This is a genomic window from Pseudomonas sp. BF-RE-21 (genome assembly GCF_019947305.1).
In the GTDB taxonomy this organism is placed as follows: Bacteria; Pseudomonadota; Gammaproteobacteria; order Pseudomonadales; family Pseudomonadaceae; genus Aquipseudomonas; species Aquipseudomonas migulae.
Genome location: NZ_JAGYGF010000049.1, coordinates 13,947 through 37,625, shown reverse-complemented (window position 1 = coordinate 37,625; position 23,679 = coordinate 13,947). Strand labels below are relative to the sequence as shown.

Here is a 23,679-nt window from a genome sequence, read left to right as displayed (position 1 = left end):
ACCGCTTGCGGCAAGTTGCGCGCTTCTTAATACAAGGAGCAGCCGATGTCCGGCTCAATGGCCCAGGCGTTCGCGCATAATTTTCTCGGGCACTCACCTCGCTGGTACAAGGCCAGTATTGTTGGTTTCCTGATTCTCAATGCCCTGGTGCTATGGACCGTGGGTCCGGTAGCGGCCGGTTGGCTGCTGGTGCTGGAATTCATCTTCACCCTGGCCATGGCACTCAAGTGCTATCCGCTGATGCCGGGCGGCTTGCTGCTGGTCGAAGCGCTGTTGCTGAAGATGACCACGCCTCAGGCGCTGTATGACGAACTGCTGCACAACTTCCCGGTGATTCTGCTGCTGATGTTCATGGTGGCCGGCATCTACTTCATGAAAGACCTGCTGCTGTTCCTGTTTTCGCGCCTGCTGCTCGGCGTTCGCTCCAAAGCCATGCTGGCGTTGATGTTCTGCTTTCTTTCGGCGTTCCTCTCGGCTTTTCTCGATGCCTTGACCGTGACCGCTGTGATCATCAGTGCCGCCGTGGGGTTTTACTCGGTGTATCACCGTGTCGCTTCGGGTAACGATCCGCGCCAGGACAGCGAATTCAACGATGACCAGCATCTGCCAACGCTGCATCACGGGGACCTCGAACAGTTCCGCGCCTTCCTGCGCAGCTTGCTGATGCACGGCGCCGTGGGCACTGCACTGGGTGGCGTTTGCACGCTGGTCGGCGAGCCGCAGAACCTGCTGATCGGCCACGAAATGGGTTGGCACTTCTCTGAGTTCTTCCTGAAAGTCGCCCCGGTTTCCATGCCGGTGTTGGTGGCGGGTCTGGTGACCTGCGTGCTGCTGGAGAAACTGCGCTGGTTCGGTTACGGCACGCTCCTGCCAGACAACGTGCGCGCGGTGCTGGCCAATTACGCCGCCGAAGACAACGCCCAACGCACCTCACACCAACGCGCTGCGCTGATCGTTCAGGGGCTGGCGGCGCTGATACTGATTGCCGCCCTGGCGTTCCATATTGCCGAAGTCGGTTTGATCGGCTTGATGGTGATCGTGCTGATTACCGCATTCACGGGCATCACTGACGAGCACCGCATCGGCAACGCCTTCAAGGACGCCATGCCGTTCACGGCGCTGCTGGTGGTGTTTTTCGCGGTAGTGGCGGTGATTCACGACCAGCAGCTGTTCACGCCGCTGATCCAGTGGGTGCTGGCGCTGCCGGCGAATCAGCAACCGGGCATGTTGTTTATTGCCAACGGTTTGCTCTCGGCGATCAGCGACAACGTGTTCGTCGCGACCATTTACATCACCGAAGTGAAACAGGCGTTCATCTCCGGCCACATGAGCCGTGAGCATTTCGAGACACTGGCGATTGCGATCAACACCGGCACCAACCTGCCGAGCGTGGCGACGCCGAATGGCCAGGCAGCGTTTCTGTTTCTGCTGACGTCGGCGATTGCCCCGCTGATTCGCCTGTCGTATGGGCGGATGGTTTGGATGGCGTTGCCGTATACGGTGGTGATGGGTGTGCTGGGGTGGTATGCGGTGAGTTTCTGGCTTTGAGTCGGCAGGTTTGACGCCTTCGCGGGCAAGCCTCGCTCCTACAGATTCACCGCTAACTTGTAGGAGCGAGGCTTGCCCGCGAAGAACGATAACGCGGTTAACCTGCGTTGAGGATGTACCGCTCGATCGCCTGCGCCGCGCCGTCTTCGGTATTGGCCCCGGTCACTACGTCGGCCTGACGCTTCACCGCTTCCTCCGCCTGCCCCATGGCAATCGACAATCCGGCGCGATGAAACATCGCCGGGTCATTGCCGCCATCGCCCATGGCGGCGGTCTGCCCGAGCGGTACACCGAGGAACTCCGCCAGTGTCGCCAGCGCGTCCCCCTTGTTTGCCTGCATCGCGGTCACGTCGAGGTACACCGGCTGCGAGCGTGACACCTGCGCCTGGCCCTCGACCCTGGGCAGCAACTGCGCCTCAAGCTCAATCAACAACTGCGTGTTGTTGCTCGCCGCGACGATCTTGTCGATGTATTCCAGATAGGGCTCGAAACTCTCCACCACCACGGGCGGATACCCCAGGCCGTGCTGTTCCCGTGGCACCATGGGGCCATTCGAGTCTTTCACCAGCCAGTCGCCGCCGCTGAACACCCACACCTCGATGTCCGGCAGATCGGCAAACTGCGTCAACGTGGTCAGCGCGGCCGTTGCCGGCAAGTAATGCGCGACCAGCAAACTGCCGTCGGGGTTTACGATGGTGCCGCCATTGAACGCCGCCGTCGGCAGATCGACGCCCAAGGCTTCGATCTGTTGCAGCATGGCTTTCGGCGGCCGGCCGGTGGCCAGGCTGAACAGCACGCCCGACTTACGCAACGAACGGACCGCGTCGATGGTGCGCTGACTGAGGCTGTGATCGGGCAGTAACAATGTGCCGTCCATGTCACTGAGCAAAAAGCGGATGGGTTGTTGCGTTTCGTCACTCATCCGAGGCTATGCCAGACGCGACCATCGCGAGTCAGCAGGTCTTCTGCCGCCGCCGGCCCGTCTTCGCCCGCCGCGTAAGTCTGCACGCTCGCATCCTGCTGCCAGGCATCGAGGAACGGTTGCACGGCACGCCAGCCGTTCTCGATGTTGTCGGCGCGCTGGAACAGCGTCTGATCGCCGGTCAGGCAATCGTAGATCAGGGTTTCGTAGCCGGTGGACGGCTGCATTTCGAAGAAATCCTTGTAGGCAAAACCCAGTTCGATATTGGCCATTTTCAACGCCGGACCGGGGCGTTTGGCCAACAGGTCGAACCACATGCCTTCGTTGGGTTGAATCTGAATCCGCAGATAGGTCGGTTGCAGCTCATCGACCTCGGTATCGCGGAACTGCGCGTAAGGCGCCGGTTTGAAGCAGATGACAATCTCGGTGTCGCGCACGCTCATGCGCTTGCCAGTGCGCAGGTAGAACGGCACGCCGACCCAACGCCAGTTGTCGATCATGACTTTGAGCGCGACATAGGTTTCGGTCGTGCTGTCGGGCGCTACGTTGTTTTCCTGGCGATAACCCGCCAACGGCTTGCCGTCGATTTCGCCGGCGGCGTATTGGCCGCGCACCGAATTGGCCCGTGCCTCTTCGGTGGACCAGGGACGAATCGCTCCCACCACTTTGGCCTTCTCGCCGCGAACCGCATCGGCGCCAAAGGCAGCCGGCGGTTCCATCGCCACCATCGCCAATAGCTGGAACAGGTGATTGGGCACCATGTCCCGCAGGGCGCCGGTGTGTTCATAAAAACTGCCACGGGTTTCCACGCCGACGGTTTCCGCGGCGGTGATCTGTACGTGGTCGATGTAATGGTTGTTCCAGAACGCTTCGAACAGGCTGTTGGAGAACCGGCTGATCAGAATGTTCTGCACGGTTTCCTTGCCCAGGTAGTGATCGATCCGGTAGATCTGGTTTTCCGTCATGACCTTGAGCAAGCACGCGTTCAAGGCTTCGGCGGTGTGCAGGTCAGAGCCGAACGGCTTTTCGATGACTACCCTTCTAAACGCTTCCGGCGTCTCTTGCAGCAGTCCGGCAGCGCCGAGACGACGCACCACTTCGCTGAAGAAACGAGGCGCGGTGGCCAGGTAGAACACCGCGTTGCCTGTGCCGCTGGCGGCGATTTTCGCCGCCAGCGCCTGATACGTGCTGTCGTCCAGGAAGTCGCCCTGGACGTAGCTGATGCCTTTGGCCAGTTTGGCCCACAACGCCGGGTCAAGGGCTTGATCGCCCTTGCCGACCTTGCTTGCCACTTCGGCCCGAATGAAGTCTTCGAGCTTCTGGGCAAACGCCTCGTCGGTGATGGCGTTGTGGTCGACGCCGATGATCCGCAATCCATCGCCAAGCAGACCGTCGCGACTCAGGTTGTACAGCGCCGGCATCAGCAAGCGCTTGACCAGGTCACCGTGGGCACCGAACAGGAACAGCGTGGTCGGTGGTGCGGGTTCTGCCTTGGATTTATTGCGGATCAAACGGGTCATTTTTTCGCAGTCTCCACGTGGCCGCCGAAGCCGAAGCGCTGGGCCGAGAGAATCTTGTCGCCAAAGGTGCCTTGGCCGCGCGAGCGATAGCGGGCGAACAGCGAGTTCGACAGCACCGGCACCGGTACCGCTTGTTCCATGGCCGCTTCAATGGTCCATTGACCTTCCCCGCTGTCCGCTACGGAACCGGAGAAATTATCGAGCTGCGGATCGGCAGCCAGGGCATCGGCGGTCAGGTCGAGCAGCCACGACGAGACCACGCTGCCACGACGCCAGACTTCGGCGATATCGCCGACGTTCAGGTTGAAGCGCTGGTCTTCCGGCAGGTTGGTGCTGGCCTTGGTCTTGAGGATGTCGAAGCCTTCGGCGAAGGCCTGCATCATTCCGTATTCGATGCCGTTGTGGATCATCTTCACGAAATGGCCGGAACCTGCGGGGCCGGCGTGGATGTAACCGCGTTCGGCGCGATCGTCGTCCGACTTGCGGTCCTTGGTGCGCGGGATGTCACCCATGCCAGGCGCCAGGCTGTCGAACAGTGGATCGAGGCGTTTAACCACTTCGGCTTCGCCACCGATCATCATGCAGTAACCGCGCTCCAGGCCCCAGACGCCGCCGGAGGTGCCGACGTCGATGTAGTGCAGGCCTTTTTCCGAGAGGTTTTTTGCCCGGCGAATGTCGTCCTTATAGAAGGTGTTGCCGCCGTCGATGATGGTGTCGCCGGCTTCAAGCAAGGTGCTCAGGGTGTCGATGGTGTCTTCGGTCGGTGCGCCTGCCGGCAGCATGATCCAGACCGCTCGTGGTTTGGCCAGGCCGGCGACCAGGGCCGGCAGGTCGGTGACGCCCTTGGCGCCTTCGGCGGCCAGGGTGTCGACGAAGGCGGTATTGCGGTCGTAAACAACGGTGGTGTGCCCGTTGAGCATCAGGCGCCGCGCAATATTGCCGCCCATGCGGCCCAGTCCAATAATCCCGAGTTGCATGTGCTGATGCTCCCTACTACAAATAAATGTGTGTCAAAGGTTATAGCCCAACGCGACTAATGAGGGTTAGTCCAGAGCGTTGGCATGAAGTTTCCGGGCATTGTGCCCGATCCTGATTGATAACGTCGGGAATCGTGCCGAAGACACAACGACCACGAAAAATAAAAAAGTTCCCTTCCGGGACAAAAGAAATCAAAATCAGCGCCGATAGTAAATCAGCACCGATGTCGGGGCGGATTTACAGTTGAGGCAAGCCATTTGCGAGGTGAGCAATGGGCACAGTACAAGCAGCACGGCCAGCACAAACCCTTTACGTCACGATCCGTCGTGATGAATTGCGCCAGTTGAAAGACGAACGCGACCAGCTCAAACAGGAAGTCGAGCAATTGCGCCTGCTGACGCAAGGTATCCAGGCTCAGCCGATGCCTGTCACTTTGCGCGCTCCCCACGCCTGATCCCCTCGCCTGAATCGGAAGCAGCCAATCGCTGTTTCCGATACGCCATCACGATTTACCCGCGCCCAGCAGCTCACAAAACTTTCACACGCCCTTGTTGATACTCCGGTCCTTTATGGCCGCCCGGTATCTGCGCGGCGCCTGTTCGTCGGCGACCTTCCCGTCCCGGCGGTGGAAGTGATTTCTGGCTGGAGCACGCAATGGCTTTGTATGAACGCAGCAATTCGACTGCGGACAAGTTTGATTGGGCAGGGTTTCTCTGGCTGTTTCTGTTCTTCTGGTATTTCTCCGGCATTACCCAACTGCTGATCCAATTGACGGGCACCTCCGGGTTCAGCGGTTTCCGCCAGGCCTTCACCATGAGCGCCATCTGGCTGGCGCCGATGCTGCTGTTTCCCCGCAAGACGCGTGTATTGGCGGCGCTGATCGGCGTGGTGCTGTGGGCCTGTTCCATGGCCAGTCTCGGTTACTTCTTCATCTATCAGCAGGAATTTTCCCAGAGCGTCATCTTCATCATGTTCGAGTCGAACATCTCTGAAGCCGGCGAGTACATGACCCAGTATTTTGCCTGGTGGATGGTGGCGGCATTTGTCGCCCACACGCTGTTCGCCTATTTCCTGTGGACCCGCTTGCGCCCGGTGTACATGCCCCGTGGTCGCGCATTGGTCGCCGCGACCGCCATTCTGGTGGCCGTGGTGGGTTATCCGCTGGCCAAGCAGACCGTTCACACCGGCAGTTTCGCCAGTGGTTTCGAGAAGTTCGAAACCCGTATCGAACCGGCAGTGCCGTGGCAGATGGCCGTGGCCTATCACCGCTACCTCGACACCCTGGCCGACATGCAGGGCATGCTCGACAGCGCGAGCAAGATTCCACCGCTGCACAATTTCAAGGATTCGATGGCCAATCAGCCCGCCACCCTGGTGTTGGTGATCGGCGAATCCACCAACCGTCAGCGCATGAGTCTCTACGGCTACCCGCGTGAAACCACGCCGGAACTGGACAAGCTCAAGGACCAACTGGCGGTCTTCAACAACGTCATCACCCCACGCCCTTACACCATCGAGGCATTGCAGCAGGTCCTGACGTTCGCCGACGAAGAAAACCCGGACCTGTTCCTGTCGACGCCGTCGCTGGTCAGCATGATGAAACAGGCGGGCTACAAGACCTTCTGGATCACCAACCAGCAAACCATGACCAAGCGCAACACCATGCTCACGACCTTCTCCGAGCAGGCCGACGAGCAGGTGTACCTGAACAACAACCGCAACCAGAACGCCGCCCAGTACGACGGCGACGTGATCGAGCCGTTCAACAAGGCCCTGGCCGACGCGGCGCCACGCAAGTTGATCGTCGTGCATTTGCTCGGCACACACATGAGCTATCAGTACCGCTACCCATCGACCTTCGACAAGTTCAAGGACCGCAACGGCGTTCCGGCTGGCGTGCGTGACGATCAGTTGCCGACCTACAACAGCTATGACAACGCGGTGCTGTACAACGATTTTGTGGTTTCGAGCCTGATCAAGGATTACGCCAAGACCGATCCTAACGGCTTCCTGCTGTACCTCTCCGACCACGGCGAAGACGTTTTCGACTCTGCTGGTCACAATACGCTGGGTCGCAATGAGGCCAAGCCGACGGCGCCGATGTACACCATTCCATTCATGGCCTGGGCCTCGCCGAAATGGCGCGAAAGCCATGACTGGAGCTTCGCCGGTGATCTGGGGCGGCCGTACAGCAGCTCGCACCTGATCCATACCTGGGCCGATCTGGCGGGCTTGAGCTTCGATGAACTGGATCGCAGCAAGAGCGTGGTCAGCGACAGTTTCAAGCCGCGCCCACTGCTGATCGGCAATCCTTATGAACGCGAGCAGAAAGCGCTGATCGACTTCAGCCTGATCAAACCCAAGGTGAAGCCGACCCCGGCAGTCGCTCAGCAGTAAACCTGTAGGAGCGAAGCTTGCTCGCGAAGAGGTCGGCAGATTCAACATCTATGCTGGCTGGGGCAACGTCTTCGCGAGCAAGCTTCGCTCCTACAATTCACTCGGAAGATAATAATTCTCGTTTATTGCTAAATACCCCCGCCCTCCTTCGTCTTTGAACAAACGGAAATTTTTCATTGACGACAAGGAGTCGGCCGCGATGTTCGCGCCTATCACCCGTTCCATGACCTTTACCCTTGGGTTTTGCAGTGCCGTACTAAGCCCGGACCTGCTGGCTGAAACCGACCCGGACAAACAACCCTCCGCCCTGGTACTCGGTGCCACCAGCATCACGGCCCAAGGCTTGGGCAGCACCACCGAAAACACCGGGTCGTACACCACCGGCGCCATGAGCACCGCCACCCGCCTGAACCTGTCGATCAAGGAGACGCCGCAATCGGTGTCCGTGATCACGCGCCAGCAAATGGACGACTTCAAACTCGACACGCTCTCCGACGCCATGCGCCAGACCACGGGCGTGGTGGTTCAGCACAACGACTCGGACCGGGTCGTCTATTCCTCCCGCGGCTACACGATCAACAATTTCCAGATCGACGGGATGCTCAACACCTTCAACTACATGAAGTCCGATTCCGACACCATCATCTATGACCGCATCGAAGTCGTGCGCGGTGCAACCGGCCTGACCACGGGCGCAGGCGACCCTTCGGCCACCATCAACATGGTGCGCAAGCGTCCGACGGCGCAGTGGGAAGCCAAAACCGGTGTCAGCGGTGGCAGTTATGACGATTACTACAGTTACGTCGATGTCGGCGGGCCGCTGGCGTTCGACGGACGCTTGCGCGGGCGCAGCGTGCTGGCCTATCGCGACAGTCATTCGGTGCGCGACAAGTATCAGCTGCAACGGGAAGTCGGCTACGGGATTCTCGAAGCCGACCTGACCGACGATACGCTGCTCGCCGTGGGTTATGACTATCAGGACAAACAGGTGCAGGGCACCTCCTGGGGGACCGTGCCCTACTGGAACGCAGACGGCAGCAAAGCCAACCTCGGCCGCTCCACCAACATGGCCACCCCCTGGAGTTCCTGGCCGCTGAAAGACAAGACCGCGTTCGCCACGCTGGATCAGCAACTGGGGATGGGCTGGCACCTCAAGGCGGCTTACACCCATCGCGAAAGCGACACCGACGGCAAGATTTACTACGGCGGTGGCGGCTTCCCCGAGGCGGATCGCAGCGGCATGATCGCCAACGTCAGCCACATGATCGGCACGCAAAAAATGAAGGCTTATGACTTCAACGTGTCCGGACCCTATTCATTGTTCGGGCGTGAGCACGAAATGATGCTCGGGTATGGCGAAGCCGAACGCAGCGACGAAAGCCCACACACCGTCGATGGCGCCCGCGCGAAGGACTACGAAAACGTACCCGACTGGAAGTACATGGGCGGCATCCCCAAATTCCCCGACACCGTCACCAGCCTGCGTGGCTCCAGCGACAACACCCGCCAAAAGGCCGGTTACCTGGCCACTCGCCTGACGTTGACCGACGATCTGCACGCCGTCCTCGGCAGCCGCTATGGCAGCTGGAAAGCGTCGAAAACGGCTAACAGTTACACCGACAATCTGCAGTTGAGCGAGTCCGAAGTTACCCGCCAGCAACACAACGACCTATGGACGCCATACGCCGGACTGCTGTACGACCTGACGCCCGAATACACGGCTTACATCAGCTACACCGATATCTTCAAGCCACAAACCAACCGCGACAGCAGCCGCAAGTACCTCGAACCGGTGGTGGGCAGCAACTATGAACTTGGCCTCAAGGGCAGCCTGCTGGAAGAGCGACTGAACCTCGCCACCGCCGTGTTCTGGAGCAAACAGGACAATGTCGCCGAACGCGACGATTCGGTGCCGCCGGACCCGGTTACCGGCGAGGAGTTCTACACCTCCAGCGGTAAGGGCAACAAGGTACAGGGGTTCGAAGCCGAGCTCTCCGGCGAGGTCATGCCGCACTGGAACATGACCGCCGGTTACACCTACACCCACTCGGTCAATGGCGAAGAAAAACGCACCAATACCAGTCAGCCGCTGAACCTGCTTCGGGTGTCGACTTCGTATCGCTTGCCTGGCGACTGGCAGGCCCTGACCGTGGGCGGTGCAGTGAACTGGCAAAGTGACGTTTACCGCGCCGCCAATCGCCCGGTCGGACGCAACGCCGCTGGCAATGTGATAACTGAACGCACAAACATCCGGCAAGGCGCCTACACCGTGGTCAACCTGATGTCACGTTACGAGTTCGACCCGCACCTGTCCGCCTCGCTCAACGTCGAGAACCTGTTCGACAAGAAGTATTACGACAACGTCGGTTTCTATAACGGTGTGTATTGGGGTGATCCGCGTACGGTGACACTGAGCCTGGACTGGAAACTCTAGGCGCAGTTAATTCCCAATCGACGAAATCGGCAGATAATGTTCTCGCGACATTGCTTCATGGATGAAAAGCACCCGATATCCGTTTTGGGAGGCGAACCATGAAATGTACACCCTTGATCGTTGCCGGCCTGATGACGTTCGTTTCGGTCAGCGCATTTGCCGAAGGTGGCGCAGAACGCATGCGCTATTACTACGAAAGCCTGCGGCTCAGCCAACAGGAGAATCAAAGCCAGCAAACCGCTGAGGTCCGGGTTCCGGACGATCAAACGGCGCAAGTGACCGAGCACTACAAGCCTTGAACCGGCGTGGAATCTCGGACCTGTAGGAGCCAGCTTGCTGGCGATGGCGTCTTCAAAATTGCCATCGCCAGCAAGCTGGCTCCTACAGAACGCGGTGCGCGGTAGGTTAAAGGGGTTTGGTCCAGAACAGCATCCGGCCGTGCTCCGGATCGAACATGCCAGCGCTGAAGCCGAATTTAGCGTAGGACGACTGCGCCACGGCATTGCCTTCCAGCACCTCCAGCGTGATTTTGCAGCAGCCGCGCTGACGGGCGATTTCCTCGACCTTTTGCAGCATCTTCTGGCTCAGGCCCAATCCGCGAAACTGTTTCACCACCACCACGTCATGCACGTTGACCAATGGCCGACAGGCAAACGTCGAAAAACCTTCAAAGCAATTGACCAGCCCTGCCGGCTCGCCCCCGACGAACGCCAGCACGCTGTACGCATGGGGACGTTTGGCGAGTTCCCTCGGAAGGTGCTCCAGCACCTCGGCCGGCAAAGAATGACCGATACCCATCGGGTCCTCGGCGTAATGATTCAACACCTGACCTATCGCCTCGGCATGCACCGGATTGGTGTAACTGGCCTGAAGCACTAGAATTTCTGCGGATTCCATTTCCACCTCGATTACACATGAATTGCCCCGGCGCGCAGATCGCGCCGCAGGGCACAGCGACCCTATCGCGAGTCCCGTTCATCGCGCAATCTTTAAACAGAGGTGCCCCAGATCAATGCTTCGGTCCACCCCAGTTCGGCGAAATCCGCCGCCCTCAGGCCCGACTCCCCGGCGCAGAAAAACTCGTCCAGTTGTGGTGGCGCAACCGACGTGCCGCTGAGCATGGCGTGTACCTGCCCGCGATGATGGATCTGATGCTCGAGCAGATGAGACAGCAGGCGCAAACGGCTGTCGTATTGCGGCGTGTCTCGGGCGATTGTCACGATTTTGCCCAGGTCGGCGTCGCGCATTTGCTCGCAGTAGGCGATCAAGCGGCGGTCAACCTGGGCCTGTTCGCGCTGCAGGTCTGCGGCAGCGGTGAACGGCTCGTCTTTGTTGAAGAACACCGTGCATTCAGGATGCGGAACATCGCCACGCAACTCCCGTTCCAGCGCATCCATGTAAAACCAGTCGCAGGTCAGGATGTGGTTGAGGGTCGCACGCAGGCTGGGGAAGAAACTGACGCGCGGCGCCGCCAGCTCCTCTGCGCTCAACTGGCTCCAGGCCTTGGCCAGTCGATGATTGGCCCAGGCGTTCTGATAAGCCATGGTCAGCAAATGGTGGGACAAGGGCTGATTCATGTTCGCGGCTCCTTGGGTTCAAGCGTCGGCGAAACGTTGCAGCTGCATTTCCTGTAGGCGACTGAGTGTGCGGCGGAACGGGAATTCCAGATAGCCTTCGGTGTAGAGCGATTCCATCGGCACCTGGGCTTCGAGGTACAACGGCACTTTGCGGTCATAGCATTCGTCCACCAACGCGATGAAGCGCCGCACACCGTCGTCGTGCACCGACAATTGCGGCAACTCGCGATCACCCGCCGCCACCCGCTCGACCCCGTCTTCGGTGCCACGGGCAATGCGGCCGGCGCGTTTTTGCTCGCTGAGGTTGGGCACGTCACTCAACAGAATAGCCCTGAAGGTGTCGCACAGGGCCATGAAATCCATGGCGGCAAAGGGTTGCTCACAAAGGTCGGCGTAACGGCTCCAGAGCACGGTTTCACTGGCCTGCACCACATTCAGCGAGCGGTAACCGACCTTGATCGGTTCACTGGAGACTGACTGGCCGGCGGTCAGCGCCTTGAACACATCCTCCAACGCGCCGGGTTGCCCGGGCGCGGCGACCCAATAGCGTTGCAAACCAGCGCCGGGATGCAGGCGATGATCTTCGCCGCCATCCACCGCGATCACCTGCATGTGCTGCTTGATCGCCTCGATCGCGGGCACGAAGCGGTCGCGGTTGAAGCCATCGGCGTACAGCATGTCCGGCGGCTGATTGGACGTGCAAACCACCACCACGCCCTCCTCGAACATCACCTGAAACAAGCGCCCGAGAATGATTGCGTCGCCAATGTCGTTGACGAACAGCTCATCGAAACACAACACGCGGACTTCTTCGCTCAGCTCGCGGGCCAGGGCTTTGAGTGGATCGGCGGTGCCGGTCAGCTGAAACGAGCGTTGATGCACCCACCCCATAAAATGGTGAAAGTGCTGGCGCCGGGCCGGGACCTGCAGGCTTTGGTAAAACTGATCCATCAGCCAGGTCTTGCCACGCCCAACCGGGCCCCACAGGTACACGCCCGTGACCGGCGTCTGACCTTCATGCAACGCTTCATGGCATTTTTGCAGCGCCCAGACGGCATGTTCCTGGGCTTCGTCCTGGACGAAGCCCTTCTGTTCGATGGCGTGTTGCCAGGCGCTTAACGGGGAGTCGGCATTCATGCGCGGCAGTATGCCATCGTGACGCGACGTCTACAGTGAAATGTCCAGCCGAGCGATCTTGCCCTGCTCGTTCAGGCGAAACATGTAGCGCAATTCCAGCGGGCTGCCGGGAAACGTCCCGGAGATCAGGTTGTGCACCAGCACCTTGCCGGTGCGCTGTTGTACGTCGAGCACTTCGACCTTTGGCTGGTAACGCCGGGCGGTGTCTTGCATCCATTGGGCGATAGCCTGGGTGCCAATCCGGTGTTGACCTTCATCGAACACATTGGCGTCCTCAGCGAAAAAACTGGCGACCGTCGAGGTGTCGCGGGCATTGGCGGCAGCAATGTAAGCGGCGATGGCGGGCGCCAGTGCAGAGGCAGGATGGGACATGGTGACAGCTCCTTGTTGGTTGATTCTGAGGCCATGCTAGAACACGCCTGTGTCAGTTCTTGTCAGGAGTGAAACGCCCGGCTTCATCCAGTTGCATCTGCTTGCGCCAGGTGCGCAGCAGATCGCTGCGCCGCCCCGGATAACGCTCGCCCTGCTCGCTCGCCGCCGAAATCCGGTCGGTACGAAAAGTCCGATAGGCACTACGCAACTCACACCAGGCGACGATGATCCGCACTTCATTGAGAAACCCCAGCGCCAGCGGCCAGATCAGCCGCTGACTCGGCACTTGCTGTGCGTCCGCATAGTCGATGTGCAGCTTGGCCTGATCGCGAATCGCCTGGCGAAACGCATTCAGCGGCACGGCATTTGGCGCGAAGCCATAACCGGGCGGGCCCGGCATCACCGTAGGGTTGCGCAGAGCGTCCAGCGCTTCGGGGGCTAGTACCGCAGCAATCTTGGCCAACGCATCGGCTGCCGCTTTGCTCAACACTTCATCGCCGCGCTGATCCACGTAACGCAGCCCCAGCACGATGGCTTCGGTTTCATCGGCATTGAGCATCAACGGCGGCAGGAACAAACCGCTGCGCAACACGTAACCGATCCCCGCCTCACCGTAGATCGGCGCGCCCAGTGCGGTGAGTTCCGCGATGTCGCGATAGAGCGTACGCTCGGAAATCTCAAGCTCGCTGGCGAGTGTCGCCGCCGTGACCGGACGACTTTTGCCGCGCAGCACTTGCAACAAAGTCAGTAAACGCGTGGTGCGAGACACAATCGGCAGGCTCTTTTCGGAAAGGATGTCGCAGATTAGCAGAGCCCCCTGTCAGAAAGTGGCAGTAACCACGGGCCCGTTTTGCCACTCATGAAAAAGCACCTTGACTGAATACATGACTAGCATCATCTTAAATACATGTCTTACGACATTTATATTAATCCGCAGCGTCTTCCTTCAGGAGTCATCCCATGCATTACAAAGTGTTCGGCCGAAAAACCGGCTTGCGCGTTGCGGAACTGGCGCTGGGTGCCGGTAACTTTGGTACCGGTTGGGGTCATGGCGCCGAGCGCGATGAAGCCAAGCGCATCTTTGGTGGCTACCTGGAGGCCGGCGGTAATTTCATCGACACCGCCAATGGCTATCAGGGTGGTCAGTCGGAAGCCATGCTCAGTGAATTCATCGCCGCTGAGCGCGATCACCTGGTCATCGCCACCAAATACACGTTGGGGACTACGCCGGCCGCAGGCATTTCCTACACCGGCAACAACCGCAAGAACATGGTCCGCGCCGTGGAAGAAAGCCTGACACGGCTCAAGACCGACCACATCGACCTGTTCTGGGCGCACATGAGCGACGGTGTCACGCCCATGGAAGAAATCCTCCGTGGTTTTGATGATCTGGTGCGCGCCGGCAAGATTCATTATGCCGGGCTGTCGAACTTCCCGGCCTGGCGCATCGCCCGCGCTGATCTGCTGGCTGAAGTTCGCGGTTTTGCGCCGATTGCCGCCATTCAGGTCGAGTACAGCCTCGCCGAGCGCACAGCTGAACGTGAACAACTGCCGATGGCCGAAGCGTTGGGGCTGGCCGCGACCTTATGGTCGCCGCTGGGTGGCGGGTTCCTGACCGGCAAATACCGCACCAACGACGAGAACAGCCGTGCCGCCAAACTGGGCATGCTGGTACACGCCGAGAAAAGTGCCCGCGAAACCGCCCTGCTCGACACCTTGCTCGCGGTCGCGGCAGAGCTGGACGCCAGCCCGACGCACGTGGCCATTGCCTGGCTGCGGGAAAAAGCCAAACGCTCGACCACGGCGCTGATTCCGATTCTGGGTTCGCGTACGCGTGAGCAGCTGGATGCGACGTTGGGCGCGTTGGATGTGCAGTTGAGTGCCGATCAGTTGTCGCGGCTGGATGGCATCAGCGAAGTGGCGAAGGGGGTGCCGCATGAGTCCATTGCCGGTTCTTTTGCACGTTTCAGCGGGGGCGAAACCCTGGACCTGCCAATAATCCCGGTCGCCCGCGAAAGCGTCATCACGAACACCGCAAATCCGTACTACCGATCGACCTTATGCTTCGCCGCATACAAACACAGCATCTCCATCGCCAACGTCGCCGCCGCCAGTGAGGTAATGTCCGCACTGTCGTAGGCCGGCGCAACTTCCACCACGTCCATCCCCACCAGATTGATCCCGCGCAAGCCGCCGAGGATTTCCAGCGCCTGTACAGTGCTCAAACCGCCACACACCGGTGTGCCGGTGCCGGGTGCAAACGCCGGGTCGAGGCAATCGATGTCGAACGTCAGGTACACCGGGTTGTCGCCGACCCGTGCGCGAATCGCTTCGACAATCGCGTCCACCCCACGCCGATGCACTTGTCGCGCATCCAGCACCTGAAAGCCCTGAGGATCGTCATTGGTGGTGCGCAAACCGATCTGCACCGAGCGCGACGGGTCCACCAGACCTTCCTTGGCCGCGTGCCAGAACATCGTGCCGTGATCGACGCGCTTGCCCTCTTCATCCGGCCAGGTGTCGCTGTGCGCGTCGAAGTGAATCAACGACAGCGCCCCATGTTTACGGGCATGTGCCTTGAGCAATGGATAACTGATGAAGTGATCGCCGCCGAACGTCAACATGGCGCAACCGGCATTCAGAATGTGCTCGGCGTGGGCTTCAATGCTTTCCGGCACCGACTGCGGCGAGCCGTAATCGAAGTCGCAATCACCGTAGTCGATCACCGCCAGATGATCGAACGGGTCGAACGTCCAAGGCCAATGCCGCTCCCAGGCGATCCCGGTGGCCGCCGCACGAATGCCGCGCGGTCCGAAACGCGCGCCGGGACGGTTGCTGGTGGCGGTATCGAACGGCACGCCACTGACGGCCACATCGACACCGCGCAAGTCGCGGCTGTACCGGCGACGCATGAAACTGGTGATACCGGCGTAGGTACTTTCGGCGGCAGTCCCGTAGAGACTGTCGCGGGTCATGGCCTGATCGTTTTGCACTGGGACGTCCATCAGGTGCTCCTTCTTGTTTATTTACTGGCGGCTACGGAAAGTGGTCCACAAACGGGTGCGCTGACGCATGTCCTTGAGGCTCATGCTGCGGTCGGCGTACAACCGCTCGCGCACATCGGCGAGGGGGTAAATGTCGGGATCGCTGCGTACTGCCTCATCCACCAGCGGTGTGGCGGCCTGGTTGGCCGTGGCAAAGAACAGCGTGTTGGTCAGCGCCGCCACGGATTCGGGACGCAACATGAACTCGATAAAGGCGCGGGCGGCTTCGGGGTGCGGCGCGTCCTTGGGGATGGCCAGGTTGTCCTGCCAGACCAGCGTGCCTTCCTTGGGAATCCGGTACGCCACTTCATACGGTTTGTTGGCCTTGCGCGCCTGATCGGCGGCCATGCTCGCGTCACCGTTGTAGGTCAAGGCCAGGCAGACGCTGCCGTTGGCCAGGTCGTTGATTTGCCGGCCACTGGCGACATACAGCACATTCGGCTGCAACTGATGCAATAACGCCTCGGCGGCTGACAGATCAGACTTGTCGGTGCTGTAGGGATCTTTACCGAGGTAGTGCAGCGCCAGGCCGATCACTTCCTGCGGCGAATCGATGATCGCCACGCCGCAATCTTTCAGCTTGCTGGCGTATTCGGGTTTGAACAGCAAGTCGAGGCTGTTGAGCGGCACATCCGGCAAGCGCTTTTTCACCGCTTCCACATTCATCCCGAGTCCGAGCGTGCCCCAGGTGTACGGCACGCCGTAGCGGTTGCCGGGATCGACCGCGGCGAGTTTTTCCAGCAAATCCGGATCGAGGTTGGCGTAGCCCTTGAGGCCTTCGTGGGGAATAGCCTTCAACGCACCGGCTGCCAACCCCCGCGCCAGCACGCTGGACGACGGCACCACCACGTCATAGCCGCTGCCGCCGGTGAGCAACTTGGTTTCCAGGACTTCCGAGGAATCGAACGTGTCGTAGCGCACGTGAATGCCGGTTTCCTGCTCGAAGCGCTGCAAGGTTTCCGGGGCCACGTAATCGGCCCAACTGTAAAGATTGACGACCTTCTCCTCGGCATGGGCCGACACGGAGGCGGCAAGGAACAGCGCGGGTAAACACAGCTTGAATAGAGGAGCCATGACGAACACCTGACCAGAGGAAGTGGCCCCAGCATGCGTCGTCGGATACATTGGAAAAATACCAAGTCAGTTACCCTGACTTTATTGCGGAGTAATGTTTGATGCTCGGCCAGCTTCACGATGTGGATCTGCAATTGCTGCGCCTGTTCGTCAGCGTGGTGGAATGCGGCGGTTTCAGCGCAGCCCAGGGTGAATTGGGCCTGAGCCAGTCGAGCATCAGCCAGCAAATGGCCAGGCTTGAAACCCGACTCGGCTATCGCTTGTGCAGTCGCGGCAAGGGCGGATTCAGGATCACCCCCAAAGGCGAACAACTGTTGACCGCGACACGCGGACTGTTCGAATCCATTGAAGCGTTCCGTCATCAATCCAATGGCGTGGCCGGCCGGCTGATCGGCGAGGTGCGCCTGGGGCTGTCCGAAGCCGTGGATCAATCCGTGCTGCAACGGGTGGCCGAGGCGATCCGGCGCTTTCGCGAACGCGATGAGTCGGTGCGTATCGAATTGATCAGCGCCATGCCTGGCGAGATGGAGCGCTTGCTGCTGCAACAACGGCTGGACCTGGCGATCGGCTATTTCTCACAGGTGCAGAGCGCGTTTGACTACCGCGAACTGTTCAGCGAAACCCAGCACTTGTATTGCGCCGCCGGCCATCCGCTGTTCACCGACGAGGCGCCGGACGATCAAGCGTTGCAGGCGTGCGACCGGGTGGATCACCCTTACCGCTTTCTGCGCAGCGACGAGCCCTTTCAGGGCAAGCGGTGCTCGGCGCGCTCGGAACAGGTCGAAGGCACCCTCGCCTTCATTCTGTCCGGCAAGCATGTCGGTTACCTGCCCAGCCACTTTGCCCGCAGTTGGGAAGACAAAGGACTGCTCAGGGCTGTGCGCCGCAGCGACATGAGTTTCGACGTGGCATTCCACCTCGCCCGCCACCGTGCGCAGGTGCCGGGGGATGCGCAGAAAGCCTTTGAAGAGGATTTGCTGGCAGCGTTCACCTAATACACCGAAAATCCCCTGTGGGAGCGGGCTTGCTCGCTCCCACAAGGGTTTTGTGTAAGTCGATGAATTTTCTGGCATCCTGCGCCTCCATTTTCTGACCCGGCCCGCCTTTCGGCACGCAAACCACCATGACCGCCTCTGAAAAAGCCCCTGCCCCGCGCCACAACGACCTGATCTACGGCCTCGACGACCGCCCTCATTTGACCGCCACCGTCTTCGCCGCCCTGCAACACGTCCTCGCCAGCTTCGTCGGCATCATCACCCCGACCCTGATCATGGGCAGCGCCCTCGGCCTGCAAAGCGAAATCCCCTATCTGATCAGCATGGCGCTGTTTGTCTCGGGGCTGGGCACCTTCGTCCAGGCGCGCAAGTTCGGCCCGATCGGTTCCGGTTTGCTGTGTCTGCAAGGCACCAGTTTCTCGTTCATCAGTGTGATCCTCAGCGCCGGTTTCATGGTCAAGGCCCGCGGCGGCGGCACTGATGAGATCCTTTCGACAATCTTTGGCGTGTGCTTTTTCGCCGCGTTCATCGAAGTGGTGTTGAGCCAGTTCATCGGCAAATTGCGGATGCTGATCACGCCTGTGGTAACCGGGACGATCATCACGTTGATGGGGCTGTCGCTGATCAAAGTCGCCATGACCGACATCGCCGGCGGCTTCGGCGCGACGGATCTCGGCGCCGCCAGTCACCTCGCGTTGGCGGCGTTGGTGCTGGGCACCATCGTGGTGCTGAACCGTGTTGATGTGCCGTTCCTGCGCCTGGGCGCCATCGTGATCGGCCTGACCCTCGGTTACCTCGTGGCGTGGCTCATGGGCCACGTGGATTTCGCCAGCATGCCCGACGTACCGCTGATGAGCGTGCCGGTGCCGTTCAAGTACGGTTTCAACTTCGACTGGGTGGCGTTCGTGCCGGTGGCGGTGATTTTCCTCGTGTCGCCGCTGGAGGCTGCCGGTGACCTGACGGCCAACTCGATGATTTCCCGGCAGCCGGTCAAAGGCCCGATCTACATTCGCCGCATCAAATCCGGCCTGCTCGCCGACGGCCTCAACTCGGCCATGGCGGCAGTGTTCAACAGCATGCCGATGGTGACCTTCGCGCAGAACAACGGCGTGATTCAACTGACCGGCGTGGCCAGCCGCTACGTGGCGTTTTTCATTGCCGGCCTGCTGGTGGTGCTGGGGCTGTTCCCGATGATCGGCGCGGTGCTGCAACTGATGCCGAAACCGGTGCTCGGCGGCGCTGAACTGGTGATGTTCGGCACCGTTGCAGTGGCCGGGATCAAGATCCTCGCCGAAGCCGGCCTGCATCGTCGCAACATGCTGATCGTGGCGATTTCCCTCGGCATGGGCCTGGGGGTGGCAGCCGTACCGGAGGTGTTGCGCGAGCTGCCCAAGGCGCTGCATAACATCTTTGAATCGCCGATTACCGTCGGCGCGTTGTGCGCTATCGTGCTGAACATCTTCCTGCCCGAGGAATTCATCGAGCTGGAAGAAGACGATTTCGATCCGGAAGCCTCGATCCTCCAGGTCATGGAAAACCCGGATGTCCCGGCCAAAGGTTAGCCCGCCGTTCTGTAGGAGCCGGCTTGCCGGCGATGGCGGCCGTGAGACTTGCGTTGATTATTCGGCCGCCATCGCCAGCAAGCTGGCTCCTACAGGGGGTGGTGTGTCAGAGGAAGCGGACACCGGGTTTGGCGCGCTCATCCACGGTCAACTCAAACACATCCGGGCGCGCGTAGTGGCCGACGACGTCGTAGTCGTAACGCGCGCGGATCAGGTCGTCGGTGTTGATTTCGGCGGTGAGCAGGCCGCGCTCACCGCGCAGCGGCCCGGCCAGAATGTCGCCCATTGGGCCAACGATTACGCTGCCGCCGGCAATCAACGGTCGGTCCGCCGGCCAGTTGGCGATCTCTACGCCCAGCGCTTGCGGCGAGTCCTGAACCTGACAGGCACTGACCACAAAGCAGCGCCCTTCGTGGGCGATGTGGCGCATGCTCACCTGCCACATCTCCCGCTCGTCCACCGTGGGTGCGCACCACACCTCCACACCTTTGGCGTACATGGCGGTGCGCAGCAGCGGCATCATGTTTTCCCAGCACACTACAGCGCCGATCCGCCCGACCTGGCTGTCGATCACCGGTAACGTCGAGCCATCGCCCTTGCCCCAGATCAGCCGTTCGGTGCCCGTGGGCATCAGTTTTCGGTGTTTGGCGACCAGTCCGGCCTGCGGATCGAAATACAACGCGGTGCAATACAAGGTGCTGCCGGCGCGCTCAATGACGCCAATCACCAGATTGGCCCCGGTGCGCGCCGACAACCCGGCCAGCGCTTCGGTTTCTACGCCCGGGACGTCGATGGCGTTGGCGAAATACCGGGCAAATGCTTCTCGACCTTCCGGCAGTCGATAACCCAGTTGCGTGCCGAACCCCTCGCCTTTCGGGTAACCACCGAGCAACGCTTCGGGCATGACCACCAGCGCCGCGCCGGCTTCAAGGATGGCGTTTTCGTACGAGAGGATTTGCTCCAGGGTCTCGGCCTTGCCGCCGGGCAGTGCGCCGATTTGCAGTGCAGCAACGATTGACTTGGGCATTGCAGTAACTCCATTCGAATCGGGTGTTGCTCATTCTCAGGCGCTACCGGATCATGAATAAAGCCCCGTTCGCTGCTGAATGATATGAACACAATGAATATCGCCACCGTCGATCTCAACCTGCTCAAAGTCTTCGAAGCCTTGCATGAGGAGTCCAGCGCCAGCCGTGCAGCGTTGCGTCTGGGCGTCACGCAGTCGGCCGTCAGCGCGGCGTTGCGCCGACTGCGCGAGGTGTATGGCGATCAGTTGTTTGTGCGCACCGGCCGAGGTCTTGCGCCGACGCTCAAGGCCAATCAGTTGAAACCGGTGGTCAGCGACGCGCTGAACAAATGCCGACAAAGCCTGGCAATGGTCGATCCAGCCGCCCATCACTACGAAGGCCGCTCGGTCACGGTGGGCATGTCGGATGATTTCGAAATTGCCTACGGCCGCCGCTTGATCGAAGAGATCGACCGTTGCGCGCCGAAGTTACGGCTGATCTTCCGCCAGACCCACAGCCAGATCGTCGCCCACGCGTTGATGGAGCGCAGCATCGACCTGGCGATCACGGCCGGCGGGTTTGCCGAACGGTTGCTGAGTCGTCAGGTATTGGGGGAAGGCGATTATCTGTGTCTGGTTGACCCGACGAGTCTGGCCGCGGGACAACAAACCATCGACCTTGAGGAGTTCGTCACCCGTGAACATATTCTGGTGTCATCGGGTGGTTTTATCGGGATCACCGACGAAGGGTTGGCCGCGTTGGGCCTGAGCCGGCGGGTATGCGCTTCGACCACGCATTTCGCGGCGTTGCCGCATCTGCTCAAGGGCAGCCAGGCAGTGGCGACCATCCCGGCACATGCCGCCCGCAGCATCGCCGCACTCAGCGGGTTGACGTTGCTGCCCTGCCCGTTGGCATTGCCGCGTTACCCGATCGAGCTGGGCTGGCGTACCAGCACGCAGCTCGATCCGGTGGTGTTGAAAGTGCGTGAGGCGATTGTCGCGATTTTTGCGTGAGGCCGGCCTTATTTGGCCGCCATCAACCGATTGACTTCACTGCGCACCATGTTGGCGAATTCCGGAGGCGACATGCCGTCGAGTTCGGAACGGACCCACTCGGCCCATTTGCCTTTGCGCTTGGCGCGTTCGCCGAACAAGCGTGCGGCCTCGCCTTTGGCTTTGCCCAGGTTGTTCTGCCAGAGTTCGAACAGACGGGATTTCTCGTCTTCAAGCGCTGCGCGCTCGGCAAGGGGTTTGTCGGCCAGATTGAAGCTCATGGGGAGTTACCTGCTGCGTAAATAGGCGACATCTTACACTGTAGGAAGAAATGTCCTGCGCAGGATTTTTCTACTGGAGGGCCTGCGCAGGTAAAATCGCTGCAACTTTTTCAATCGCCGCAGACTCCATTGTTCACTGCCCACTCACCTGCAAGGAGTATCCCAATGGCTCGGAAAACCGCCGCACAAGCCGCCGAAGACCAAATCAAGGATCAAGCGTTCAGCGAGCTTCAGGCGCTGATCGAAGAGTCGGAAAAATTGCTGAAAAGCAGTGCCTCGCTGGTCGGTGAGGAAGCGGACACGCTCCGTGGGCAAATCGCCCAGAAACTCCAGCAGGCGCGGGACTCGGTAACCCGCGTTCGTGACAGGACCCTGCCTGCGGTCGAAGCGACAGAAACCTATATCGGTGGTCATCCGTGGCAAACCGTGGCGATTTCCGCTGGTTTCGGTTTGGTTGTCGGGTTGTTGCTGGGCCGTCGTTAAGCCCGCGATAACACGTATTGAAATACGGTCACTGTAGGAGCCGGCTTGCCGGCGATAGCGGTCGATCAGCCAACATCTACATCGGCTGATCCGCCGCCATCGCCGGCAAGCCGGCTCCTACAAAGTCCGTGTTTTGACGCTAGATTCCGGCTAGTTCGCGCAGATTCGCCAGCGTATCCGCATCCAGCTGAATACCATCAGCGTTGGACTTGGCGCGCTGATGATGGCGGCGATCACCCGGCAACCGTTTGAGCCCCACACCGTGCATCTGCCGCACCAGTTCCTGGCTGCGCTCGGCAAAACTCTGCCCGGCGGCCTTGCTCGGATCGATCACGATCAACAGTTGGCCGGTCCATGGCGTTTTGGCGCCAGGGTGGTTTTTCCAGTCGAATTCGAAGGAGAAATTGCCGCCGGTCAACGCCGCCGCCAACAGCTCCACCATCATCGACAACGCCGAACCTTTGTGCCCGCCAAACGGCAGCAACGCCCCACCCTCCAGAATCGCTTTCGGGTCCTGGGTCGGCTGACCGAGGCCGTCCACGCCCATGCCCGCGGGCAAGCGCTCACCCTTGCGTGCGGCGATCTGCACATCGCCATGGGCGATGGCGCTGGTGGCCAGGTCGAAGACAATCGGATCACCGTCCGCGCGCGGAGCGGCGAAGGCAATCGGGTTGGTACCGAACAGCGGGCGATCGGCACCGTGCGGCACCACGCAAGTCATGCTGTTGACCACGCTCAACGCCACCAGCCCTTCATAGGCGAACGGCTCGACGTCCGGCCACAACGCCGCGAAGTGATGGGAATTGCGAATCGCCAACACCGCGATCCCGGCGCTGCGGGCCTTCTCTACCAGCAAGGCGCGTGCGGCGGCGAGCGCCGGTTGGGCGAAGCCATTGCCGGCGTCGACCCGGACAAAACCCGACGCCACGTCTTCAACCACCGGCACGGCCTGGCCATTGACCCAGCCGCTTTTCAGCGTCGACACGTAACCGGGAATGCGGAACACGCCATGACTGTGGGCGCCATCGCGTTCGGCACCGGCGCAGTTGAGGGCCAGTGCCCTGGCGACTTCGGCAGAGGTGCCGTGACGAACGAAAATGCGTTCGAGCAAAAGGACGAGAGAATCAAAATCCAGGGTTGAGTTGGCCGAACTGACTGCCATTTCAGGCGAAGCGGTCATCTGAAGCTCCAGTGTTATTTTTAGAGGCGGGCGACAGGTCGATTAAGCGCTTTTTTACCGGCTTCCTGTCAAGTCTCTCGCGCAAGCAATATGTACCGCACCCCGCCTTTTCCCGCCCCCTATTGTTGCCCCTCGACCCAACGATCTGCGCTGAACACCGCCGCAGTCCATCGAGG

The 23,679-nt window shown here is 60.5% G+C and carries 22 protein-coding genes and 1 pseudogene; 10 read left to right on the top strand and 13 right to left on the bottom strand.

All coding sequences use genetic code 11. From position 1 onward, the window contains the following. Positions 1-45: 45 nt before the first annotated feature. Positions 46-1,548: a sodium/proton antiporter NhaB gene (gene nhaB, locus KGB25_RS24095; protein ID WP_008029909.1), complete on the top strand. Its 1,503-nt coding sequence runs from the start codon at positions 46-48 to the stop codon at positions 1,546-1,548. Between the two features lie 97 nt (positions 1,549-1,645). Here nhaB and KGB25_RS24090 read toward each other — a convergent pair whose 3' ends face one another. From KGB25_RS24090 to gnd, 3 genes are read right to left on the bottom strand one after another with little or no spacing between them, the layout of a single operon-like run. Continuing rightward, the gene (locus tag KGB25_RS24090) at positions 1,646-2,470 is read right to left on the bottom strand and encodes an HAD family hydrolase (RefSeq protein ID WP_223437010.1); all 825 of its coding nucleotides are present in this window, start codon (positions 2,468-2,470) and stop codon (positions 1,646-1,648) included. After that, positions 2,467-3,990, bottom strand: a complete 1,524-nt coding sequence (gene zwf / locus KGB25_RS24085; protein WP_008029913.1) for a glucose-6-phosphate dehydrogenase — start codon at positions 3,988-3,990, stop codon at positions 2,467-2,469. Before zwf ends, KGB25_RS24090 begins: the two co-directional genes overlap by 4 nt. Beyond that, on the bottom strand, positions 3,987-4,967 hold the full coding sequence (gene gnd / locus KGB25_RS24080; protein ID WP_192227101.1) for a phosphogluconate dehydrogenase (NAD(+)-dependent, decarboxylating): 981 nt from the start codon (positions 4,965-4,967) through the stop codon (positions 3,987-3,989). Before gnd ends, zwf begins: the two co-directional genes overlap by 4 nt. Before the next feature lie 272 nt (positions 4,968-5,239). On the opposite strand from gnd, the gene KGB25_RS24075 reads away from it, so the two are divergent. From KGB25_RS24075 to KGB25_RS24060, 4 genes are all read left to right on the top strand, one after another. Continuing rightward, a complete protein-coding gene (locus KGB25_RS24075) occupies positions 5,240-5,422 on the top strand; it encodes a DUF6026 family protein (RefSeq protein ID WP_008029917.1) in 183 nt (60 codons plus the stop codon). 200 nt (positions 5,423-5,622) lie between these two features. Next, complete coding sequence (locus KGB25_RS24070; protein WP_223437008.1) at positions 5,623-7,365, top strand: phosphoethanolamine transferase CptA; 1,743 nt, start codon at positions 5,623-5,625, stop codon at positions 7,363-7,365. A 199-nt stretch (positions 7,366-7,564) separates the two neighbouring features. Further along, positions 7,565-9,799 (top strand): TonB-dependent siderophore receptor, encoded by a 2,235-nt coding sequence (locus KGB25_RS24065; protein WP_207284384.1) that lies wholly within the window; start codon positions 7,565-7,567, stop codon positions 9,797-9,799. A 98-nt stretch (positions 9,800-9,897) separates the two neighbouring features. After that, positions 9,898-10,098 (top strand): hypothetical protein, encoded by a 201-nt coding sequence (locus KGB25_RS24060; RefSeq protein ID WP_008040245.1) that lies wholly within the window; start codon positions 9,898-9,900, stop codon positions 10,096-10,098. Between the two features lie 106 nt (positions 10,099-10,204). Here KGB25_RS24060 and KGB25_RS24055 read toward each other — a convergent pair whose 3' ends face one another. The 5 genes from KGB25_RS24055 to KGB25_RS24035 all read right to left on the bottom strand — a co-directional run bounded on the left by KGB25_RS24055 (position 10,205) and on the right by KGB25_RS24035 (position 13,654). Next, a complete protein-coding gene (locus tag KGB25_RS24055) occupies positions 10,205-10,696 on the bottom strand; it encodes a GNAT family N-acetyltransferase (protein WP_008040243.1) in 492 nt (163 codons plus the stop codon). A gap of 92 nt (positions 10,697-10,788) precedes the next feature. Further along, complete coding sequence (locus KGB25_RS24050) at positions 10,789-11,376, bottom strand: DinB family protein (RefSeq protein WP_192227096.1); 588 nt, start codon at positions 11,374-11,376, stop codon at positions 10,789-10,791. A gap of 18 nt (positions 11,377-11,394) precedes the next feature. Beyond that, positions 11,395-12,513, bottom strand: coding sequence for a cell division protein ZapE (gene zapE, locus KGB25_RS24045; protein ID WP_223437006.1), 1,119 nt, complete (start codon positions 12,511-12,513; stop codon positions 11,395-11,397). A gap of 30 nt (positions 12,514-12,543) precedes the next feature. Beyond that, positions 12,544-12,885, bottom strand: coding sequence for a nuclear transport factor 2 family protein (locus tag KGB25_RS24040; protein WP_008040238.1), 342 nt, complete (start codon positions 12,883-12,885; stop codon positions 12,544-12,546). A 52-nt stretch (positions 12,886-12,937) separates the two neighbouring features. Further along, positions 12,938-13,654, bottom strand: coding sequence for a helix-turn-helix transcriptional regulator (locus tag KGB25_RS24035; RefSeq protein WP_008040237.1), 717 nt, complete (start codon positions 13,652-13,654; stop codon positions 12,938-12,940). A 191-nt stretch (positions 13,655-13,845) separates the two neighbouring features. On the opposite strand from KGB25_RS24035, the pseudogene KGB25_RS24030 reads away from it, so the two are divergent. Then, a pseudogene (locus KGB25_RS24030) lies at positions 13,846-14,895 on the top strand (aldo/keto reductase); the annotation flags it as partial. Between the two features lie 35 nt (positions 14,896-14,930). Here the strand turns inward: KGB25_RS24030 and speB are convergent. Continuing rightward, positions 14,931-15,890 carry an agmatinase gene (gene speB, locus KGB25_RS24025; protein WP_223437004.1) on the bottom strand — a complete coding sequence of 320 codons (960 nt, stop codon included), beginning with the start codon at positions 15,888-15,890 and terminating at the stop codon, positions 14,931-14,933. A 21-nt stretch (positions 15,891-15,911) separates the two neighbouring features. Then, on the bottom strand, positions 15,912-17,003 hold the full coding sequence (locus tag KGB25_RS24020; protein WP_008036664.1) for a polyamine ABC transporter substrate-binding protein: 1,092 nt from the start codon (positions 17,001-17,003) through the stop codon (positions 15,912-15,914). Positions 17,004-17,104: 101 nt separating this feature from the next. On the opposite strand from KGB25_RS24020, the gene KGB25_RS24015 reads away from it, so the two are divergent. After that, complete coding sequence (locus KGB25_RS24015; RefSeq protein WP_008029943.1) at positions 17,105-17,998, top strand: LysR family transcriptional regulator; 894 nt, start codon at positions 17,105-17,107, stop codon at positions 17,996-17,998. A 128-nt stretch (positions 17,999-18,126) separates the two neighbouring features. Then, positions 18,127-19,560: a nucleobase:cation symporter-2 family protein gene (locus KGB25_RS24010; RefSeq protein WP_223437003.1), complete on the top strand. Its 1,434-nt coding sequence runs from the start codon at positions 18,127-18,129 to the stop codon at positions 19,558-19,560. A 106-nt stretch (positions 19,561-19,666) separates the two neighbouring features. Here the strand turns inward: KGB25_RS24010 and KGB25_RS24005 are convergent, their stop codons facing one another. Continuing rightward, on the bottom strand, positions 19,667-20,587 hold the full coding sequence (locus KGB25_RS24005) for a carbon-nitrogen hydrolase family protein (protein ID WP_223437001.1): 921 nt from the start codon (positions 20,585-20,587) through the stop codon (positions 19,667-19,669). 84 nt (positions 20,588-20,671) lie between these two features. Between KGB25_RS24005 and KGB25_RS24000 the strand changes: the two genes are divergently transcribed. Further along, a complete protein-coding gene (locus tag KGB25_RS24000) occupies positions 20,672-21,580 on the top strand; it encodes a LysR family transcriptional regulator (RefSeq protein WP_207284389.1) in 909 nt (302 codons plus the stop codon). Positions 21,581-21,588: 8 nt separating this feature from the next. On the opposite strand, the gene KGB25_RS23995 is transcribed toward KGB25_RS24000, so the two are convergent. Further along, entirely contained in the window at positions 21,589-21,840 is a 252-nt protein-coding gene (locus tag KGB25_RS23995) for a hypothetical protein (RefSeq protein WP_007937833.1), read from the bottom strand. A gap of 165 nt (positions 21,841-22,005) precedes the next feature. Here KGB25_RS23995 and KGB25_RS23990 point away from each other — a divergent pair, with 165 nt between their 5' ends. Continuing rightward, positions 22,006-22,323, top strand: coding sequence for a YqjD family protein (locus KGB25_RS23990; RefSeq protein WP_008029950.1), 318 nt, complete (start codon positions 22,006-22,008; stop codon positions 22,321-22,323). Positions 22,324-22,462: 139 nt separating this feature from the next. On the opposite strand, the gene KGB25_RS23985 is transcribed toward KGB25_RS23990, so the two are convergent. Beyond that, complete coding sequence (locus tag KGB25_RS23985; protein WP_192416258.1) at positions 22,463-23,503, bottom strand: Ldh family oxidoreductase; 1,041 nt, start codon at positions 23,501-23,503, stop codon at positions 22,463-22,465. Positions 23,504-23,679 lie beyond the last annotated feature (176 nt).

Excerpts from the sequence above, each read along its gene's own strand:
- nhaB (WP_008029909.1), top strand. The coding sequence starts at position 46 with ATGTCCGGCTCAATGGCCCAGGCGTTCGCGCATAATTTTCTCGGGCAC.
- KGB25_RS24090 (WP_223437010.1), bottom strand. The coding sequence starts at position 2,470 with ATGAGTGACGAAACGCAACAACCCATCCGCTTTTTGCTCAGTGACATG.
- zwf (WP_008029913.1), bottom strand. The coding sequence starts at position 3,990 with ATGACCCGTTTGATCCGCAATAAATCCAAGGCAGAACCCGCACCACCG.
- gnd (WP_192227101.1), bottom strand. The coding sequence starts at position 4,967 with ATGCAACTCGGGATTATTGGACTGGGCCGCATGGGCGGCAATATTGCG.
- KGB25_RS24075 (WP_008029917.1), top strand. The coding sequence starts at position 5,240 with ATGGGCACAGTACAAGCAGCACGGCCAGCACAAACCCTTTACGTCACG.
- KGB25_RS24070 (WP_223437008.1), top strand. The coding sequence starts at position 5,623 with ATGGCTTTGTATGAACGCAGCAATTCGACTGCGGACAAGTTTGATTGG.
- KGB25_RS24065 (WP_207284384.1), top strand. The coding sequence starts at position 7,565 with ATGTTCGCGCCTATCACCCGTTCCATGACCTTTACCCTTGGGTTTTGC.
- KGB25_RS24060 (WP_008040245.1), top strand. The coding sequence starts at position 9,898 with ATGAAATGTACACCCTTGATCGTTGCCGGCCTGATGACGTTCGTTTCG.
- KGB25_RS24055 (WP_008040243.1), bottom strand. The coding sequence starts at position 10,696 with ATGGAATCCGCAGAAATTCTAGTGCTTCAGGCCAGTTACACCAATCCG.
- KGB25_RS24050 (WP_192227096.1), bottom strand. The coding sequence starts at position 11,376 with ATGAATCAGCCCTTGTCCCACCATTTGCTGACCATGGCTTATCAGAAC.
- zapE (WP_223437006.1), bottom strand. The coding sequence starts at position 12,513 with ATGAATGCCGACTCCCCGTTAAGCGCCTGGCAACACGCCATCGAACAG.
- KGB25_RS24040 (WP_008040238.1), bottom strand. The coding sequence starts at position 12,885 with ATGTCCCATCCTGCCTCTGCACTGGCGCCCGCCATCGCCGCTTACATT.
- speB (WP_223437004.1), bottom strand. The coding sequence starts at position 15,890 with ATGGACGTCCCAGTGCAAAACGATCAGGCCATGACCCGCGACAGTCTC.
- KGB25_RS24020 (WP_008036664.1), bottom strand. The coding sequence starts at position 17,003 with ATGGCTCCTCTATTCAAGCTGTGTTTACCCGCGCTGTTCCTTGCCGCC.
- KGB25_RS24015 (WP_008029943.1), top strand. The coding sequence starts at position 17,105 with ATGCTCGGCCAGCTTCACGATGTGGATCTGCAATTGCTGCGCCTGTTC.
- KGB25_RS24010 (WP_223437003.1), top strand. The coding sequence starts at position 18,127 with ATGACCGCCTCTGAAAAAGCCCCTGCCCCGCGCCACAACGACCTGATC.
- KGB25_RS24005 (WP_223437001.1), bottom strand. The coding sequence starts at position 20,587 with ATGCCCAAGTCAATCGTTGCTGCACTGCAAATCGGCGCACTGCCCGGC.
- KGB25_RS24000 (WP_207284389.1), top strand. The coding sequence starts at position 20,672 with ATGAACACAATGAATATCGCCACCGTCGATCTCAACCTGCTCAAAGTC.
- KGB25_RS23995 (WP_007937833.1), bottom strand. The coding sequence starts at position 21,840 with ATGAGCTTCAATCTGGCCGACAAACCCCTTGCCGAGCGCGCAGCGCTT.
- KGB25_RS23990 (WP_008029950.1), top strand. The coding sequence starts at position 22,006 with ATGGCTCGGAAAACCGCCGCACAAGCCGCCGAAGACCAAATCAAGGAT.
- KGB25_RS23985 (WP_192416258.1), bottom strand. The coding sequence starts at position 23,503 with ATGACCGCTTCGCCTGAAATGGCAGTCAGTTCGGCCAACTCAACCCTG.